Origin of the sequence: Micromonospora salmantinae (genome assembly GCF_022230905.1) — a bacterium.
Classification (GTDB): Bacteria; Actinomycetota; Actinomycetes; order Mycobacteriales; family Micromonosporaceae; genus Micromonospora; species Micromonospora salmantinae.
In genome coordinates this window covers 263,220-279,729 of sequence record NZ_JAKKFG010000004.1, presented here as the reverse complement: position 1 = coordinate 279,729, position 16,510 = coordinate 263,220, and the positions used below count along the sequence as shown (strand labels likewise).

Here is a 16,510-nt window from a genome sequence, read left to right as displayed (position 1 = left end):
GTGCCAGCCGGCCGACGGGCGCGTAGGGTGGATCACATGCTCGCGCAGTTGACCAGTTGGTGGCCCGCCGACCCGGCGGCCATCTCCCGCGCGTAGCTCCATCCACGCGGCCGCCATCGAGGCGGTCGCCGGATCTCCCGGCTCCAGGGCCGCCCGACGGCGGCACCCAGCCCGACGGAGACTCCGATGACCCACCTGACCGACCTGCTCGCCGCCGTCGCGCACGGCGTCGACCCCGGCCCCTTCGCGCTGCTGCGCCGCGAGGGCGCGGACGAACTGGACCTGTTCACCGGCCCGATCGACACCGTCGAAGCGCTCACCGACCTCCCGCTGCCGGCGGGCCCGCCCGGGGCACGGACGCTGGCCCTGGTGCCGTACCGGCAGATCACCGAACGCGGCTTCGCCTGCGTCGACGACGGCGCCCCGCTGGAGTTCCTCCAGGTCCGCGAGCACCAACGGATCGCGCTGGCCGACGCCCTCGCCGCGCTGCCCGACGAACCGGTGCACACCACCGACGCCGGCTTCGACGTCAGCGACGAGGAGTACGCGCGGACCGTGCAGCGGGTGCTGTCCGAGGAGATCGGCCGCGGCGAGGGCGCGAACTTCGTCATCCATCGCGCCCTGCACGCCACGGTGCAGGGCCCACCGCTGGGGGCCGCGCTGGCCGCACTGCGCCGGCTGCTGATCGCCGAACGCGGCGCATACTGGACGTTCGTGGTGCACACCGGCACCCGGACGCTGGTCGGCGCCAGCCCGGAGCGCCACGTCAGCGTCGACGACGGACTGGTGATGATGAACCCGATCAGCGGCACCCTCCGCTGCCCCGGTGGCGTCGCGGACCGGGCGGCCCTGCTGCGTTTCCTCGCCGATGAGAAGGAGACCGAAGAGCTGTACATGGTGCTCGACGAGGAGCTGAAGATGATGGCCACCGTCGCCGAGCACGGTGGGCAGGTGATCGGGCCGTACCTGAAGGAGATGTCGCACCTGGCGCACACCGAGTACCTGCTCGCCGGGCGGGGCACCCGTGACGTGCGGGAGGTGCTGCGCGAGACGATGTTCGCCCCCACCGTCACCGGCAGCCCGATCGAGAACGCCTGCCGGGTGATCGCCCGCCACGAACACCGGGGCCGGGGCTACTACGGGGGCGTGCTGGCACTGCTCGGCCAGGACGACGCCGGCCGGCAGACGCTCGACGCCCCGATCCTGATCCGGACCGCCGAGATCTCCCCCACCGGCCGACTGCGGGTGCCGGTCGGCGCGACCCTGGTCCGGCACTCGACGGCGGCCGGCGAGGTGGCCGAGACGCACGCCAAGGCCGCCGGCGTGCTGGCCGCGCTCGGCCTCGGGCCGGCGGCGTCCGTCGGCGACAGCGGGCCGGTCGCGCGGCTGACCGACGACCCGGCGGTACGCGACGCGCTGGCCGCCCGCAACGCACCGCTGGCGCGGTTCTGGCTGGACCAACGCGCACCGGACGCGCCCGGACTGCCCGGACTGGTCGGCCGCCGGGTGTTGATCGTGGACGCCGAGGACACCTTCACCGGAATGCTGGCCCACCAACTGAGCGCGTTGGGTCTCGCGGTGACCACCCGTCCCTGGCACGCGAGCGGCCCGGTCGACGACTACGACCTGGTGGTCGCCGGTCCCGGACCGGGCGACCCGGGCAGCGCGGACGAGCCGAAGATGCTGGCGCTGCGCAAGCTGCTGACCGGACTGCTGACCACCGGCCGTCCCACCCTCGCGGTCTGCCTCGGCCATCAGGTGCTGGCCGGGCTGCTGGGGCTGACGCTGCACCGCCGGGACGCGCCCTACCAGGGGTTGCAGCGGGAGGTGACGCTGTTCGGCCGGGCCCGCCGGGTCGGGTTCTACTCGACGTTCACCGCCCGCGCCGAGGCCGACCGGCTGGCCACCGCGTACGGGCCGGTGGAGCTGGCCCGCGACCCGGACGACGGCGCCGTGCACGCCCTGCGGGGGCACGGCTTCGCCGGCGTGCAGTTCCACGCGGAGTCGGTGCTCAGCCCGGACGGGCTCGCCGTGCTCAGCGAGCTGTTGACCGGGCTGCTGCCCGCGCCGCGCCCGGACGAGCTGTCCGCGACGCGCGGAGGCGCATAGTCGCCCCGGCCCGAGGGTAGGGCTGAATGGACCGGTGGCGCGGACGGACCGAGAGCCTCCGCCCGCGCCGCCGGTCGCCTCGCCCCGTCAGCCGGTCAGCCGGTCAGGCCCGCCTTCAGCGCGGCACCCATCTGTACTGCGCGCCGGGCGGTCAGCGCGCAGGCCCCGAGCGCCACGGCGTCCGGGGCGATCTCCCCGTTGTTGCTGGTGTGCGAGGGGCCGTAGGGGTTACCGGCGATGAACTGACTGGTGTCGGTGTAACCGGGGGTGACCACCACACCGCCCCAGTGGTAGAAGACGTTGAACAGCGAGGTCAGCGTGGTCTCCTGACCCCCGTGCGAAGTCGCCGTCGAGGTGAAGGCGGAGTAGACCTTGTTGGCCAGCGCGCCCTGGGCCCAGAGCGGGCCGGTGGTATCGATGAACTGCTTCAGCTGCGCCGCGACCATGCCGTACCGGGTCGGCGCGCCGAGGATCACCACGTCGGCCCAGGCCAGGTCGTCGACCATCGCCTCGGGCACGTCCTGGGTCTCCAGGCGGTGCGCCTGCCAGCCGGAGTTGGAGCGGATCGCCTCGTCGGGCGCCAACTCGCGCACCTTGCGCAGGCGCACGTCGGCACCGGCGTCCCCGGCGGCCTCACACACGGCCTGCGCCATCTGGTACGTGATGCCGGTGGCGCTGTAGTAGATCACCGCTACCTTGGTCTGGGCAGCCATCAGAGTGTCCCCTTCTTTTTTTCGGATCAGCTCCCGCGACTACCCGCTGCGGACGTGCTCTAACGACTGCCCCCGGCGCTGCCGGCTACCGGTCCGTCTGCTCAAGTTTTCCGCAACTTCCCGGTCGTTTCGGCCCGACGTCGCGCGCGGACCGCGATCCTGGTGCCATCGGTGCCGGCGGGATCGAGCCGCCGCCCCGCACCGGGCACCTGAACGGGGGATCGCGCTCCGCCGGCAACGGCGCTGGCGTAGCGCGATCAGGGGACGATCACCGTTCCCACGCCCCGCTCCGGCTCAGTGGACCAGGGCCGCCATCAGCCGGTCCAGCTCGGCCGCCGGGTCGACGGTGAGACCGGTGTGCACCGGCCCCGTCTGGATCATCGTGCTGCGCGGCGCGGCCAGCCAGTGGAACCGCTCACCGAGCCGCATCCGGGTCGCCGGCCCGTCACCGGAGCAGGTCCGGTCCCAGGAGTCGAGCACCGCGGCCACCGCCGGCAGGTCCACGTCGGGCGCCAGCGCGCGAACCCGGTCGGCGTCCAGGTGCGTCCGCGCGGCCAGGAAGTCGCGCTGCTGGCAGTAGAGCAACACCCCGACGTTGATCTGCTCACCGCGCTCGATTCGGGGCACGAGCCGGATCAGCGCGTACTCGAAGGGTTGCCTCATGCCCCGCTCCCCGATGGCAGCCAGTCGGCCGTGCGGGCGACCCGGCGGGACAGGTGATCCAGGTACGCGCGGCGCGCCGCGTCGGCCGTCTCGAAGTCGGCGGCGGTCAACCACTCCCCCGGCACCAGGGCCAGCACCTCGGTGAGCAGCTCCGGGGTGACCTGGGGGGCCAGCTCGGCGTCGGCCTCGGCCAGCCGCGACGCGTACGGGCCCAGCACGTGATCCTCAGCGCGGTAGGCCCGGTGCACAGCGGCCTCGGCGCGCGGCCAGTTGTGGTGGAAGTACAGGCAGGCGCCGTGGTCGATCAGCCACAGCTCCCGGTGCCAGACGAGCAGGTTCGGGTTGCGCCAACTCCGGTCGACGTTTTCCACGAACGCGTCGAACCAGAGCACCCGGGAGGCCAACGCCGGGTCGACGGGGTGCGCCACCGGGTCGAAGCCCAGCGCCCCGGGCAGGAAGTCCATCCCGAGGTTGGCGCCGCCGCTGTTGCGCAGCAGCTCCTGCACCTCCTGGTCGGGCTCGGCCCGCCCGATCACCGGGTCGATGTCGAGGATCACCAGCGGCGGCACCCGCAACCCCAGCCGGCGCGCCAACTCACCGCAGATCACCTCGGCGATCAGCGCCTTGGGCCCCTGACCGGCGCCTCGGAACTTCGCCACGTAGGTGCCCAGGTCGTCGGCCTCCACCACGCCCGGCAGCGACCCACCCTCGCGCAGCGGGGTGACGTAACGGATCGCGGTGACCTGGCGGAGCACGCCGCCCACCCTACTGTGGCCGGCCGGAACGGGTGGCGGGCCGGCCCAGACCGGCACGCGCGGGTCAGTCGAGCTTGTCGCGCAGGTTGTCGACCTGGGTCTGCAGGCGGTCCACCGCGTTCTCGTTGTTGACGAACGTGGTGATGCCCGCGGCCAGACCGAGCCCGATCAGCACGGCCAGGATGCTGAGCACCAGACCGCCGATCGACACGCCACGACCGGTCACCCCGGGTCGGCGCGCCATCTTGAGGCCGACGATGCCGAGGATGATCCCGATGATGCCGAGCACCAACCCCAGCCAGGCGAGGATCGCCGTCAGCACGCTGAACAGAGCGGCCACTCCGAACACCAGGGCGAAGGTCGCCGCGGCACTCGTCTTCGCGCGGGCGTCCCCCCGATGGCCGCGGGACCCGGCCGTTACGCCGGCGCCCCGCGCCGGCTCGCTTGCGGCAGTCATGAGATTCCCTTCCGTACGCGCGGCGCGCGCACTTCCGGCGAGCCGCATTCCCCCGACGACCGCCGTTACGCCTCCCACCAGCAGAAGTGTCGGTGGTCGGCCCTAGGCTGGCCGCCCAGCCACGAAAAGGAGCGCCCGATGCCTGTCGACCTCAGCGCTGCCGACGCGCTGGCGCTGCGGATGACCAGCCTGCTGCTGCGCCCACACCCGAGCACCCGACCCGGCACCGTCGCCGAGGTGGTCGAGTGGTTCGGCGCGATGCAGGCACAGGATCTGGCCAGCGGGCTGTGGTCGCTGGGCGCCCGGCTGCCCGGTCGCGGCGTGGCCGACGTGCAGGCGGCGTTGGAGCGGCGTGAGGCGCTGCGCACCTGGCCGATGCGGGGCACCGTGCACCTCGTCCCGCCCGCCGACGCCCGCTGGATGCTGGAGCTGACCGGCGTACGATCCCTGGCCGGCGTGGCGACCCGACGCGCGCAGCTCGGGCTCACCGAGGCCGACGCGGACCGGGCGGTGGACGTCCTCGGCACCGCGTTGGCCGGCGGCGGTCGACTCACCCGCGCGCAGTGCCTGGCCACCCTGCGGGCGGCCGGCCTGGGCACCGACGGGCAGCGCGGCTACCACCTGCTGTGGTATGCGAGCGTTCGCGGCGTGACGTGCGTGGCGCCGAACGTCGGCACCGAGCAGACCTTCGCCCTGCTCGACGAGTGGGCACCCACGTCCCACCGGCTGGAGCGGGACGAGGCGCTGGCCCTGCTCGCCCACCGCTACGTCCGCGGCCACGGCCCGGTCACCGACCGCGAGTTCGCCGGGTGGAGCGGCCTCACCCTCACCGACGCCCGACGCGGCCTGGCCGCCGCCGACGACGCACTGAGCACGGTACGCGTCGACGGCACTCCGATGTACGTCGACGCGGCAGTGGCCGACGCGCCGCGCACCGCGCCGGACGACGTGTTGGCGCTACCCGGCTTCGACGAGTATCTGCTCGGCTTCCGGGACCGCACGTTGATGCTCGACCCCGCCCACCAGGCGGCCGTCGTGCCGGGCAACAACGGCATCTTCCAGGCCACAGTGGTCCGCGCCGGTCGGGTGGTGGGCGTGTGGAAGCGCCGGATCGGCCGCACCGCGGTGACCGTGACGATCCAGCCGCTCAATACGCTCGACGTCGCGGCGCGGGCCCGGGTGGAGCGGGCGCTCGGGCGCTACGCCGACTTCCTCGGGCTGCCGGCCCGCTTCGACTGGCTGACCTGAGCGGGCCGCGTCACTCGTCGGCGGCCGGCGTCGGGGCCGCCGGTCGTGGGCGGGCGGCGCTGAGCAGGCCGACGATGCGGGCCACCCGGGGGTCGGCGCGGATCTGCGCCACGCTGGCCGGCAGCGGCAGCCGCCAGTTCGGGTACTCGTCCACAGTGCCCGGCATGTTGGGTTGGCGCACCTCGCCCAGCACGTCGTAGAGGGAGACACCGAGCAGCCGGGTTGGGCTGGCCGCGAGCGCGGCGTGCATGGCCACCACCACCTCGCCGTCGTCGGGCGTCGCCGTCGCCTCAGGCAACGCCGGATCGGCATCCGTCCTTTGCTCTGCACCCGCGGAGGCGACAGTCACGGTCGGTAGCTGCGGTGTCGGCTCGGGCAGCAGGTTCTCAGCCCGCAACATCGTGAGCAGCCGGTCCCGGTCGGCGGCGGCGCGGGCCCGCTCCACCGCCACATCGGTGTCGAGCAGCTTCAGCTCGTCGCGCACCCGCACGTGCTCACCGGTCAGGAAGCCCGGCGCGGTGGGCAGGTCGTGGGTGGAGATGGTGGCGAGGGCGTTGCGCGGCCACCGGGCCGGCGGGACGAAGTCACCGGCCTCGTCGCGCGCGAACCACAGCACTGTCGAGCCGAGCATGTTGCGCCCCCGCAACCCTCGGGTCACCGCCGGTTGGACAGTGCCGAGGTCCTCACCGACCACCACCGCGCCGGCCCGGTGCGCCTCCAACGCGAGGATGCCGAGCATCGCCTCGGCGTCGTAGCGCACGTAGGTGCCCTCGGCCGCGCCGCCGCCCGGCGGCACCCACCACAGCCGCCACAGGCCGGCGACGTGGTCGACCCGCAGACCACCGGCGTGCCGCAGGGTGCGGCGCAGCATGTCCCGGTACGCGGCGTAGCCGGTGGCGGCGAGCCGGTCTGGACGCCACGCGGCGAGCCCCCAGTCCTGGCCGAGCTGGTTGAAGTCGTCCGGCGGCGCGCCGACCCGCACACCCTGGGCCAGCACGTCGGCGAGCTGCCACCCGTCCGCGCCGCCCGGGTCGATGCCGACGGCCAGGTCGTGCACGACGCCGACCGGCATCCCGGCCGAGCGGGCCGCCGCCGTGACGGCGTCGAGTTGCTCGTCGCAGAGGTGTTGCAACCAGGCGTGGAAGGCGACCCGGTCGGCGAGGCGCCGACGCTGCTCGGCGACCGCCGGGGCGTCGGGGTGGTGCAGCTCCGCCGGCCAGGCACGCCAGTCATTGCCGTGCCGCTCGGCGAGCGCGCACCAGGTGGCGAAGCTGGCCAGCGCCGGGTCCGCGGCAAGATCCACCGGCTGGGCGTACGGGTGCAGCAACTCCAGGGCGCGCCGCTTGGCGGCCCACACCTCGTCGTAGTCGATCAGCGGCCCCCGGTCGGGACGCAACGCGTCTACCACCGCACGGGTCGCCGGGTCCGCCGCCCGGTACGCGGCGGTGTCGCTGACCCGCAGGTAGAGCGGATTGACGAAGCGTCGACTGGCCGGCGAATACGGTGAGGTGGCCACCGGGTGCGCCGGCCCGACCGCGTGCAGCGGGTTGAGCAGCACCAGCCCCGCCCCGTTGGCACCCGCCCATTCGGTGAACTCGGCGAGGTCACCGAGGTCACCCATGCCCCAGGAGCGCTCCGAGGTGAGCGCGTAGAGCTGGAGCATCCACCCCCAGCTCGACGGCGGCACCGGCAGTCGGCGCGGCACCACCACCACTGTCACCTCGCGGTCGGCGCAGGCCAGCCGGTGCCACCCCAGCGGCAGGTCCGCTGGCAGCTCACCGTCGACCGCGCGACGGCGACCGTCCTCCAGTGTCACCACCCCCGGGCCGGGCAGCGCCCGGCTGCGGCCGTGGGTGAGCACGACCGTCTCCGGCAGGGCGCTCCGGTCGACAGCACGGGCGGCGGCGAGTGCGGCGGCGATCGCCGACGGGCTGGTGGCGTCCACGCCGAGCAACCCCAGCACACCCACCACGGTCTGCGGTGCGACAGCGACGCGGCGGTGCCGCCAATCCTCGTACCAGGTGGAAACACCGTGCGCGTTTGCCAGCGCGGCCAACCGTCGGTTCATCCCGCCCCCGCTCCACGACGAAACCTGCAACCACCCTGCCACGCCCACCCCCACCCCGCAGGACACGGCGGGCCGCTCCGAACCCCCAGCGCCGATCTTGCACTTTCTGTCCCGACAGAAGGGGCAGTCCACCCCATGTCGACAACCGAAAGTGCAAGATCGGCGCGAAATGGACCGTCAGTCGGCGAGCGCTCCGGCGGCCCGGCCCTCGTGCAGGGTCAGGTTGCGGCCGTTTGCCGGGTCGAACAGGTGGATCTTCTCCAGGTTGAACCAGACCCGCCGGGACTGCCCCTCGGCGACGCCGGACTCGGCGGACAGCCGGGTCACCAGGTTGCCGCCGGCGCCGGCGAAGTCGGCGGCGCCGGCGTCGGCGGCCAGCTCCTCCAACTCGGCGGCGCTGGCCTTCTCCCCCTCGACGGTGAAGTAGACGTACTTGTCCGAGCCCATCGACTCGACGATGTCCACCGGCGCCTCGAACTCCATGCCCCGCCGACGGGTGTCGTCGTCGACCAGTTCGGCGTCCTCGAAGTGCTCGGGTCGGATCCCGAGGATCAGCTCGCGGGGCGCGTCGGCCGACTCCAGCTCCCGGCGGACCCGGTCACCGATCGGCACCTTGCCCAGGGCGGTGTGCAGCTCGCCGTCCTGCACCGCGGCGTGCAGGAAGTTCATCGACGGCGAGCCGATGAAGCCGGCCACGAAGAGGTTCTTCGGGTGGTCGTACAGCTCCTGCGGCGGCCCGACCTGCTGCACCGCGCCGCCGCGCATGATCACCACGCGGTCGCCGAGGGTCATCGCCTCGGTCTGGTCGTGGGTGACGTAGACGGTGGTGGTGCCGAGCTGCTTCTGCAGGCGGGACACCACGGTGCGCATCTGCACCCGCAGCTTGGCGTCGAGGTTGGACAGCGGCTCGTCCATCAGGAACGCCTTCGGCTGGCGGACGATCGCCCGGCCCATCGCCACCCGCTGACGCTGGCCACCGGAGAGGTTGGCCGGTTTGCGGTCCAGCAGCGAGGTCAGCTCCAGCACCTTCGCCGCCTCGTCGACCTTGCGGTCGATGGTCTCCTTGTCGAGCTTCGCCAGCCGCAGCGGGAACGCCATGTTCTCCCGCACTGTCATGTTCGGGTACAGCGCGTACGACTGGAACACCATGGCGATGTCCCGGTCCCGGGGTGCCTTGTCGTTGACCCGCTGCCCGGCGATGCGCAGCTCACCGGAGCTGATGTCCTCCAGCCCGGCGATCATGTTGAGGGTGGTGGACTTCCCGCAGCCCGAGGGCCCGACCAGGATCACGAACTCGCCGTCGGCGATCTCCAGGTCGACGTCCTGCACGGCGACGGTCCCGTCCGGGAAGCTCTTGCTCACCTTGTCCAGCACGATGTCAGCCATGACTACCCACCTATCCCTTGACCGCGCCGGAGGTCAGACCGGACACGATGCGACGCTGGAAGAAGAGAACGAACAGGATGATCGGAACGGTGATCACCACGGCGGCGGCGCAGATCGCCCCGGTGGGGTCCTCGAACTGGGACGCGCCGGTGAAGAACGACAACGCGGCCGGCACCGTGCGGGACCGCTCGGTCGAGGTGAGCGAGATGGCGAACAGGAAGTCGTTCCAGCAGAAGATGAAGACCAGGATCGCCGTGGTGAACAGCCCGGGCGCGGCCAGTGGCGCGATCACCCGCCGGAACGCCTGCGCCTGGGTGGCGCCGTCCATCTTCGCTGCCTTCTCCAGGTCCCACGGGATCTGCTTGAAGAACGCCGACAGCGTGTAGATCGCCAGCGGTAGCGCGAAGGTGATGTACGGCAGGATCAGCCCCAGCCAGGTGTCGAAGATCTTGAGCTGACGCTCGATCTCGAACAGCGGCGACACCAGTGACACCTGCGGGAACATCGCGATCAGCAGGGAGACGCCGACCAGCAGCTTCTTACCGGGGAAGTCCAGCCGGCTGATCGCGTACGCGGCCATCGCGCCGAGCACCACAGCGATCAGCGTGGCGATCAGCGCGATGCCGATGGAGTTGACCAGCGCCCGGACGAACTGGTCGGTGTCGAAGATGGTCCGGTAGTTGTCCAGCGTCCACTCCCGGGGGATGAAGTTCCCGTCGGTGAGGGTGGCCGGCGTCTTGAACGACAGCGACGCGATCCACAGCACCGGGACCAGCGCGAAGACGACCACGAGGACGTCGAGCAGGCCCCAGCGCAGCTTTGCCCTGGTAGTGGTTTCGACAGCCATGTCAGCGCCTCTCTCCGTCGTCGCTGCCCGGAGCAGCGGTGCCGAACAGCTTCACGAAGACGAAGGCGATGATCGCCACGGTGATGAAGATCAGCACCGACATCGTCGAACCGATGCCGAGGTTGAGGCCCCGGATCAGGTTGTTGTAGGCGAGCATCGACACCGACGACGTCTCGTTGCCTCCGGCGGTCAACACGAAAATGTTGTCGAAGACCCGGAACGCGTCCAGGGTGCGGAACAGCAACGCGACCAGGATCGCCGGCTTCATCACCGGCAGCATCACCTTGGTGAACTTCTGCCAGGCGGTCGCGCCGTCGGTGGAGGCCGCCTTGAGCAGGTCCTCCGGGACCAGCGCCAGGCCGGCCATCAGCAGCAGCGCCATGAACGGGGTGGTCTTCCAGATCTCCGCCAGCATGATGATCGCCAGGGAGCTGGCCCGTTCGGTGAGCGGCGCGCCGTCGCTGAACAGGTCGGCCAGGTAGCCGGTGCCGGGCGTCCAGGCGTACCGCCAGGAGAACGCGGCGACCACTGTGACGATCCCGTACGGGATCAGCGCCGAGGTCCGGACCAGGCCGCGCCCGACCAGGGTGCGGTGCATGATGATCGCCAGGCCCATGCCGAGCACCAGCTCGACGGCGACGGTGACCACCGTGATCAGCATGGTCACCCCGAACGCGGTCCACCAGAACTCGTTGGTGAGCACAGTGACGTAGTTCTCCAGCCCGATGAACTCACGCTGGTCGGGGAAGCGCAGGTCGAAGCGCTGCAACGACAGCCAGACCGAGTAGATGATCGGGTACGCGGTCACCGCGATCATGACCAGCGCGGCTGGCGCGCAGAGCAGCAGACCGAGCCGGCGTTCGGCCTTCTTGTTCTCGCTCAACGGGGGCTTGCGACGGCCGCCGCGTTGCTTCGGTACGGCGGCGGGCCGGCGGGTCTCCTCAGCGGCGACGTCGGCGCCGGTCGGCGTGGCGTTGACACTCACGGCAGGACCCCCTTGGACTGGAGGGCGTCGGCGATGGCGCCGCGCAGCTCGTCGGCGGTCTGCTGCGGGCTGATCCCGGACGGCGGCGACAGGATCGCCGACATCACTGTGGAGATGCTCTGGTAGGCGGGGGTCAGCGGACGCGTCGCGGGCTCCTTCAGCTCCTCCAGGATGGTGTCCTTCATCGGGTACGCCTCGGTCATCTCCGGGTCGTCGAAGACGGCCTCGATGGTCGGCGGCACACCGTCGTTGATGGCGGAGAACTTCTGATGCTCGGCGCTGCGGATGCACCGGGCCGCCTCGAAGGACTGCTCCGGGTGATTGGAGTAGGAGCTGACCGCCAGGTTGACCCCACCGATGGTGACCTTGCTGGGGGTGCCCTCGTCGATGCCCGGGATCCGAGCCCAGCCGACCTGCTTGGCCAGCTCCGGGTTCGCCTCCTGAAGAGCGGGGTAGACGAACGGCCAGTTCACCTGGAACGCGCCCGCGCCGGACTGGAACTCCAGCCGAACCGGGTCCTCGGTGGCGTTGCTGAACGACGGCGAGGTCACGCCCGACGTGGCGAACGTCTTCAGCTGCTCCAACGCCCGGACCGTGCCCTCGTCCATCACGGCCTTCGTACCGTCGTCGTTGAGGATCTTCCCGCCGGCGCTTTCGGCGAGGGTGTTGTAGAGGACGACCAGACCCTCGTACTGCGCGCCCATGGTGAGCACCTGGTACGGCTTGCCCTGGTCCTTGAGCTGCTGGGCCGCGCTGATCATCTGGTCCCAGGTGGTCGGCGGCTGCGGCACCAGGTCCTTGCGGTACCAGAGCAACTGGACATTGGTGTTCTTCGGCGCCGCGTACAACTTGTCCTCGTACCGGGCGGTGTCCAACGGCCCGGCGAGGGTGCCCTGCTCGACCTCGGCCTTGTCCTGGCCGGTCCACTCGCGGATCCAGTCGGCGCTGGCGAACTCCTGGGTCCACGTGACGTCGAGCCCGAGCAGATCCATCCCGCTGTCCTCGGCGGCCAGCCGGCGCACCATCTGCACCCGCTGGTCGTCGGCCTGCCGGGGCAGCACCCGATAGGCGATCTCGTACCGTCCCTGAGCCTGCGCGTTGCAGTCGTCGACGACCTTCTGCAGGTTCTGCTCCGGCGGGTAGTACAGGTTGATCGTCGGTGGGCCACCGGCGTCGTCCGCGCCACACGCGGCCAGCGGCGCCACGAGTGCCAGCGCGGCAGCCGCCGCGCCCAGCCGAACAACCGGCCGGCGTTGGTGTCGAGCCGTTTCGGGGTCCGTCATCGCCCTCCCCCTCTCCTCGGCGAAAGACCGGGGAGGGCATCCGTGCCCCGGCGCACGGCGAGCCGATTCCGAGTCGGCAAGCTGCGGAAACTCCGGCCCGGATGCTCTGTAGCGGCTACTCTGCCCCACCCGCGAAGTCGCGAAACCTGGCTGTCACACCGAGAGTGCACACAGCGACCGGCCCTCGGTGCCCTGCGCCCCGACCGCGCGTGATCGCGCTGGCAGCGGAGGGTTCGGCAGTAACCGACGGGCGGTGTGAGCATGATCGGCGCGCGGGCGGGTAGCGGCAGCGCACCGACTCCTCGCCAAGTTTGGAAGGCACCCATGCGAACACCGCTGTGTCGAGGTTCGAGACCTACCCGAAGTCGGTCAACCTCGGCCGGGCGGGATCAGGCCGATAGGCACGAGCATTGCCGCTGGCACCCCGACTCGCCGCGCCGCGCCGCACAGGCCCGCTCAGGTGACGTGCAAGACATCGGCGACCCTAGACGCCGATACCCCCCGGGGGTATGTTGGGAGCGAGGAGGCGATCGTGATGTCGCACGACCACCAGCACCACCAGATGAACATCTCCACCCAGGCGATAGACCGGATGAACGGACACGGTGACCACGCCGGTCACTCGAAGGAACCCGGCGGGCGCGATGCCCCCGCAGGAAAGCACGACGCGCACGCCGGGCATGACAAGCACGCCGGGCATGACCCGGAGGCGTTTCGGCGCAAGTTTTGGCTGAGTCTGGCGTTGACGGTGCCGATCGTGGTGACCAGTCACATGGTGATGGACTGGTTCGGCTATCAGTTGGACTTCCCGGGCATCGGGTGGGTGGGTCCGGTGCTGGGCACTGTGGTGTTTGCCTACGGCGGGTGGCCGTTCCTGCAGGGCGCGGTGCGGGAGTTCCGCGACCGGGCGCCGGGAATGATGCTGCTGATCGCGATGGCGATCACCGTCGCTTACGTCGCTTCTCTGGCGACGGCGGTGGGCGCGTTCGACCTGGACTTCTGGTGGGAGCTGGCTGCCCTGGTCACGATCATGCTGCTCGGGCACTGGCAGGAGATGAAGGCCATCGGCCAGGCCCAGGGCGCGCTGTCCGCTTTGGCGGCGCTGCTGCCCGACGACGCCGAACGTCTCGGTGGCGACGGTCAGCCCGAGCAGGTGCGCGTCAGTGACCTGGACGTCGGCGATGTGGTGCTCGTGCGACCAGGCGGGCGGGTGCCGGCCGACGGGCGGATCTCCGACGGCCGGGCGGAGCTTGACGAGTCGATGATCACCGGTGAGTCCCGTCCGGTGCCGCGCGAGGCGGGGGATCGGGTGGTGGCCGGCACGGTGGCCACCGACGCGGCTATCCGGGTCCGGGTCGAGGCCGTCGGTGAGGGCACCGCCCTGGCCGGGATCCAGCGCCTGGTCGCGCAGGCGCAGCAGTCCAGCGGCCGGGCGCAGGTGCTGGCCGACCGGTTCGCCGCCTGGCTGTTCTACATCGCCACCGCCACAGCCGTGGTGACGCTGCTGGCCTGGACGGTGTTCGGCAACCTCGACGAGGCGGTCGTGCGCACGGTGACGGTGCTGGTGATCGCCTGCCCGCACGCGCTCGGCCTGGCCATACCTCTGGTGATCGCTCTGTCCACCGCCGTCGCCGCCAAGGGCGGCATCCTGATCAAGGACCGCCTCGCCCTGGAACGGATGCGCACGGTCGACGCGGTGTTGTTCGACAAGACCGGCACCCTCACCCGCGGCGAACACGCCGTCACCGGCGTCGCCGCCGCCACCGGAAGCAGCGACGCCGACGTCCTGGCGATCGCGGCGGCGGTGGAAGCCGACAGCGAGCATCCCCTCGCCCGGGCCATCGTCACTGCCGCCGCCCAGCAGGGGGCCCGGCGCACCGCGACGGGGTTCCGGTCACTGACCGGGCGCGGGGTACGCGCCGAGGTCGACGGCGTCAGCTACGCCGTCGGCGGGCCCGCGCTGCTGCGCGAACTGCACGCCACGGCGCCGGATGACCTGCGCCGCCAGCACGACGAGTGGTCGGGCCGGGGAGCCGCGGTGCTGCACCTGCTGCGCCTCGACGACGATCAGGCCAGCGTGATCGGCGCCCTCGCCCTCGAAGACCAGGTCCGCCCCGAAGCGCGGCAAGCCATCGCCGAACTACGCCAGCAGGGCATCCGCAAGATCGCCATGATCACCGGTGACGCCCGTCCGGTCGCCGAGGCGGTCGCCGCGGACCTGGGCTTCCGCCCGGGCGAGGATGAGGTGTTCGCCGAGGTGCTGCCGGCGGACAAGGACGACGCCGTGGCCGAACTACAGAAACGCGGACTACGAGTGGCGATGGTCGGCGACGGCGTCAACGACGCCCCCGCGCTGGCCCGCGCCGACGTCGGGATCGCGATCGGCGCCGGCACCGACGTCGCCATCGAGTCCGCCGGGGTGGTCCTCGCCTCCTCCGACCCGCGCGCAGTCGCAGGGGTGATCCGACTGTCGCGCGCCTCCTACCGAAAGATGATCCAGAACCTGGCCTGGGCCGCCGGTTACAACGTGATCGCCCTCCCGTTGGCCGCCGGCGTGCTCGCCTGGGCTGGGGTGACCCTCAGCCCCGCGGTCGGGGCGGTGTTGATGTCCGCCTCCACCATCGTGGTCGCCCTCAACGCCCAACTCCTGCGCCGCGTGCACCTACGCCCCGCCGATGACTGAGGCACGGCGATCGCGGGATCGGCGGGAATGAGCGCCCGGCGGCACGCTAGCGTGGAGCGCATGACCCAGCCAGCAGCACGAACCAGACATCTGGTCCGGTTCGTGCTGCTGGCCTGCACCCTCATCGGGCTGGCCGCCATGCACAGCCTCGGCCACGACCCGTCCTCGATGCAATCCGACGGTGGGCACAGCGGGCACAGCAGCCCCACCACCGCCGTACTGGCCCCGCCCGCCGCCCAAGACGGATGCACCAGCGACACCTGCGACCAGCAAACGGTCACACCGGCCGGCCACGGCAACGGGCACATGCCCGGCTGGCAGGTGTGCCTGGCCGTGGTCACCGCTCTCAGCCTCGCGGTTGTCCTCGGTCTCCTGCTGTTCACGCGCACCAGCCGCGCCCACATTCGCATCCGCTCTGCCTGCCGTGCCACAAGTTGCCGGGCACCGCCCGCGCGCAGGCTCGGACTACACCTGGCCTCGGTGTCGGTGCTGCGCACATAGGGGCACCCGCGTCGCCCGGCGGGTACCTCCGTCGGCTGCGTCGCGCGCCTGTCCCATGCACGCAGTTTTCCTTGACACCGAAAGGCACAACCCGCGATGACTCGCACTCGCCTGCGCCGCGCCGTCATGGCCGCGCTCACCTTCACCGCCGCCGTCATCCTCACCGGATGCGGCGCCGGCGACCACAGCTCCGCCGCGGGCGGGCACAGCTCCACCATGGCCAGCCCGACCGCCACCAGCGGCCAGAACACCAGCCCTGGGGCCGGCCCGGCTGACGTCATGTTCGCCCAGATGATGATCCCGCACCACCAGCAGGCCGTGCAGATGGCCGACCTCGCCGCCACCCGCGCCACCGGCCCCGAGGTCAAGCAACTCGCCGCCCAGATCAAGGCCGCCCAAGGGCCAGAGATCGACACCATGACCCAGTGGCTGGCCGCCTGGGGCACGCCCACACCGACGGCCAACAACACCGGCACGCACCACGGCACGAGCCCCAGCGCCATGCCCGGCATGGACCACAGCATGCCCGGCATGATGACCGACGCCGACATGGCCAAACTCGCCGCCGCCACCGGCACCAAGTTCGACAAGCAGTTCCTCACCATGATGATCGCCCACCACCAGGGCGCTATCACCATGGCCAAGGACGAGACCACAAACGGCGCCAACGCCGACGCCAAGGCCCTCGCCCAGCAGATCATCGATGACCAGCAGGCCGAGATCGCCACCATGAACAAGATCCTCGCCCGGATCTAACGATCGGTTGCCCGGGCGTCTCACGACGCCCGGGCACTCGCCACCTTCTCGCTGGC

At 71.4% G+C, this 16,510-nt stretch carries 14 protein-coding genes; 5 read left to right on the top strand and 9 right to left on the bottom strand.

Annotated features, from left to right (window positions below; genetic code table 11):
- The first annotated feature begins 186 nt into the window (after window positions 1-186).
- Entirely contained in the window at window positions 187-2,109 is a 1,923-nt protein-coding gene (locus PSH03_RS03820) for an anthranilate synthase family protein (protein ID WP_210781893.1), read from the top strand.
- A 95-nt stretch (window positions 2,110-2,204) separates the two neighbouring features.
- On the opposite strand, the gene wrbA is transcribed toward PSH03_RS03820, so the two are convergent.
- The 4 genes from wrbA to PSH03_RS03800 all read right to left on the bottom strand — a co-directional run bounded on the left by wrbA (window position 2,205) and on the right by PSH03_RS03800 (window position 4,697).
- Window positions 2,205-2,822, bottom strand: coding sequence for an NAD(P)H:quinone oxidoreductase (gene wrbA, locus PSH03_RS03815; RefSeq protein WP_238688259.1), 618 nt, complete (start codon window positions 2,820-2,822; stop codon window positions 2,205-2,207).
- Window positions 2,823-3,116: 294 nt separating this feature from the next.
- Window positions 3,117-3,485 carry a DUF3037 domain-containing protein gene (locus PSH03_RS03810; protein ID WP_210781894.1) on the bottom strand — a complete coding sequence of 123 codons (369 nt, stop codon included), beginning with the start codon at window positions 3,483-3,485 and terminating at the stop codon, window positions 3,117-3,119.
- Window positions 3,482-4,240, bottom strand: coding sequence for a HipA family kinase (locus PSH03_RS03805; RefSeq protein ID WP_238688258.1), 759 nt, complete (start codon window positions 4,238-4,240; stop codon window positions 3,482-3,484). Before PSH03_RS03805 ends, PSH03_RS03810 begins: the two co-directional genes overlap by 4 nt.
- A gap of 64 nt (window positions 4,241-4,304) precedes the next feature.
- A complete protein-coding gene (locus PSH03_RS03800; protein WP_238688257.1) occupies window positions 4,305-4,697 on the bottom strand; it encodes a hypothetical protein in 393 nt (130 codons plus the stop codon).
- A 138-nt stretch (window positions 4,698-4,835) separates the two neighbouring features.
- On the opposite strand from PSH03_RS03800, the gene PSH03_RS03795 reads away from it, so the two are divergent.
- Complete coding sequence (locus PSH03_RS03795; RefSeq protein ID WP_238688256.1) at window positions 4,836-5,945, top strand: winged helix DNA-binding domain-containing protein; 1,110 nt, start codon at window positions 4,836-4,838, stop codon at window positions 5,943-5,945.
- Between the two features lie 10 nt (window positions 5,946-5,955).
- Here PSH03_RS03795 and malQ read toward each other — a convergent pair whose 3' ends face one another.
- The 5 genes from malQ to PSH03_RS03770 form a co-directional block, all read right to left on the bottom strand.
- The gene (gene malQ, locus PSH03_RS03790; protein WP_238688255.1) at window positions 5,956-8,013 is read right to left on the bottom strand and encodes a 4-alpha-glucanotransferase; all 2,058 of its coding nucleotides are present in this window, start codon (window positions 8,011-8,013) and stop codon (window positions 5,956-5,958) included.
- Between the two features lie 177 nt (window positions 8,014-8,190).
- Window positions 8,191-9,399: an ABC transporter ATP-binding protein gene (locus PSH03_RS03785; RefSeq protein ID WP_210781905.1), complete on the bottom strand. Its 1,209-nt coding sequence runs from the start codon at window positions 9,397-9,399 to the stop codon at window positions 8,191-8,193.
- A 10-nt stretch (window positions 9,400-9,409) separates the two neighbouring features.
- Window positions 9,410-10,246 carry a carbohydrate ABC transporter permease gene (locus PSH03_RS03780; RefSeq protein WP_124858597.1) on the bottom strand — a complete coding sequence of 279 codons (837 nt, stop codon included), beginning with the start codon at window positions 10,244-10,246 and terminating at the stop codon, window positions 9,410-9,412.
- 1 nt (window position 10,247) lies between these two features.
- Window positions 10,248-11,231, bottom strand: a complete 984-nt coding sequence (locus PSH03_RS03775) for a carbohydrate ABC transporter permease (protein WP_308194345.1) — start codon at window positions 11,229-11,231, stop codon at window positions 10,248-10,250.
- Complete coding sequence (locus PSH03_RS03770) at window positions 11,228-12,514, bottom strand: ABC transporter substrate-binding protein (RefSeq protein ID WP_238688254.1); 1,287 nt, start codon at window positions 12,512-12,514, stop codon at window positions 11,228-11,230. Before PSH03_RS03770 ends, PSH03_RS03775 begins: the two co-directional genes overlap by 4 nt.
- Window positions 12,515-13,106: 592 nt before the next feature.
- Here PSH03_RS03770 and PSH03_RS03765 point away from each other — a divergent pair.
- The 3 genes from PSH03_RS03765 (at window position 13,107) to PSH03_RS03755 (ending at window position 16,454) form a co-directional block, all read left to right on the top strand.
- Window positions 13,107-15,197, top strand: a complete 2,091-nt coding sequence (locus PSH03_RS03765) for a heavy metal translocating P-type ATPase (protein WP_210782011.1) — start codon at window positions 13,107-13,109, stop codon at window positions 15,195-15,197.
- Between the two features lie 60 nt (window positions 15,198-15,257).
- Window positions 15,258-15,698, top strand: coding sequence for a DUF6153 family protein (locus tag PSH03_RS03760; protein ID WP_238688253.1), 441 nt, complete (start codon window positions 15,258-15,260; stop codon window positions 15,696-15,698).
- A gap of 96 nt (window positions 15,699-15,794) precedes the next feature.
- Window positions 15,795-16,454: a DUF305 domain-containing protein gene (locus tag PSH03_RS03755; protein WP_238688252.1), complete on the top strand. Its 660-nt coding sequence runs from the start codon at window positions 15,795-15,797 to the stop codon at window positions 16,452-16,454.
- Window positions 16,455-16,510 lie beyond the last annotated feature (56 nt).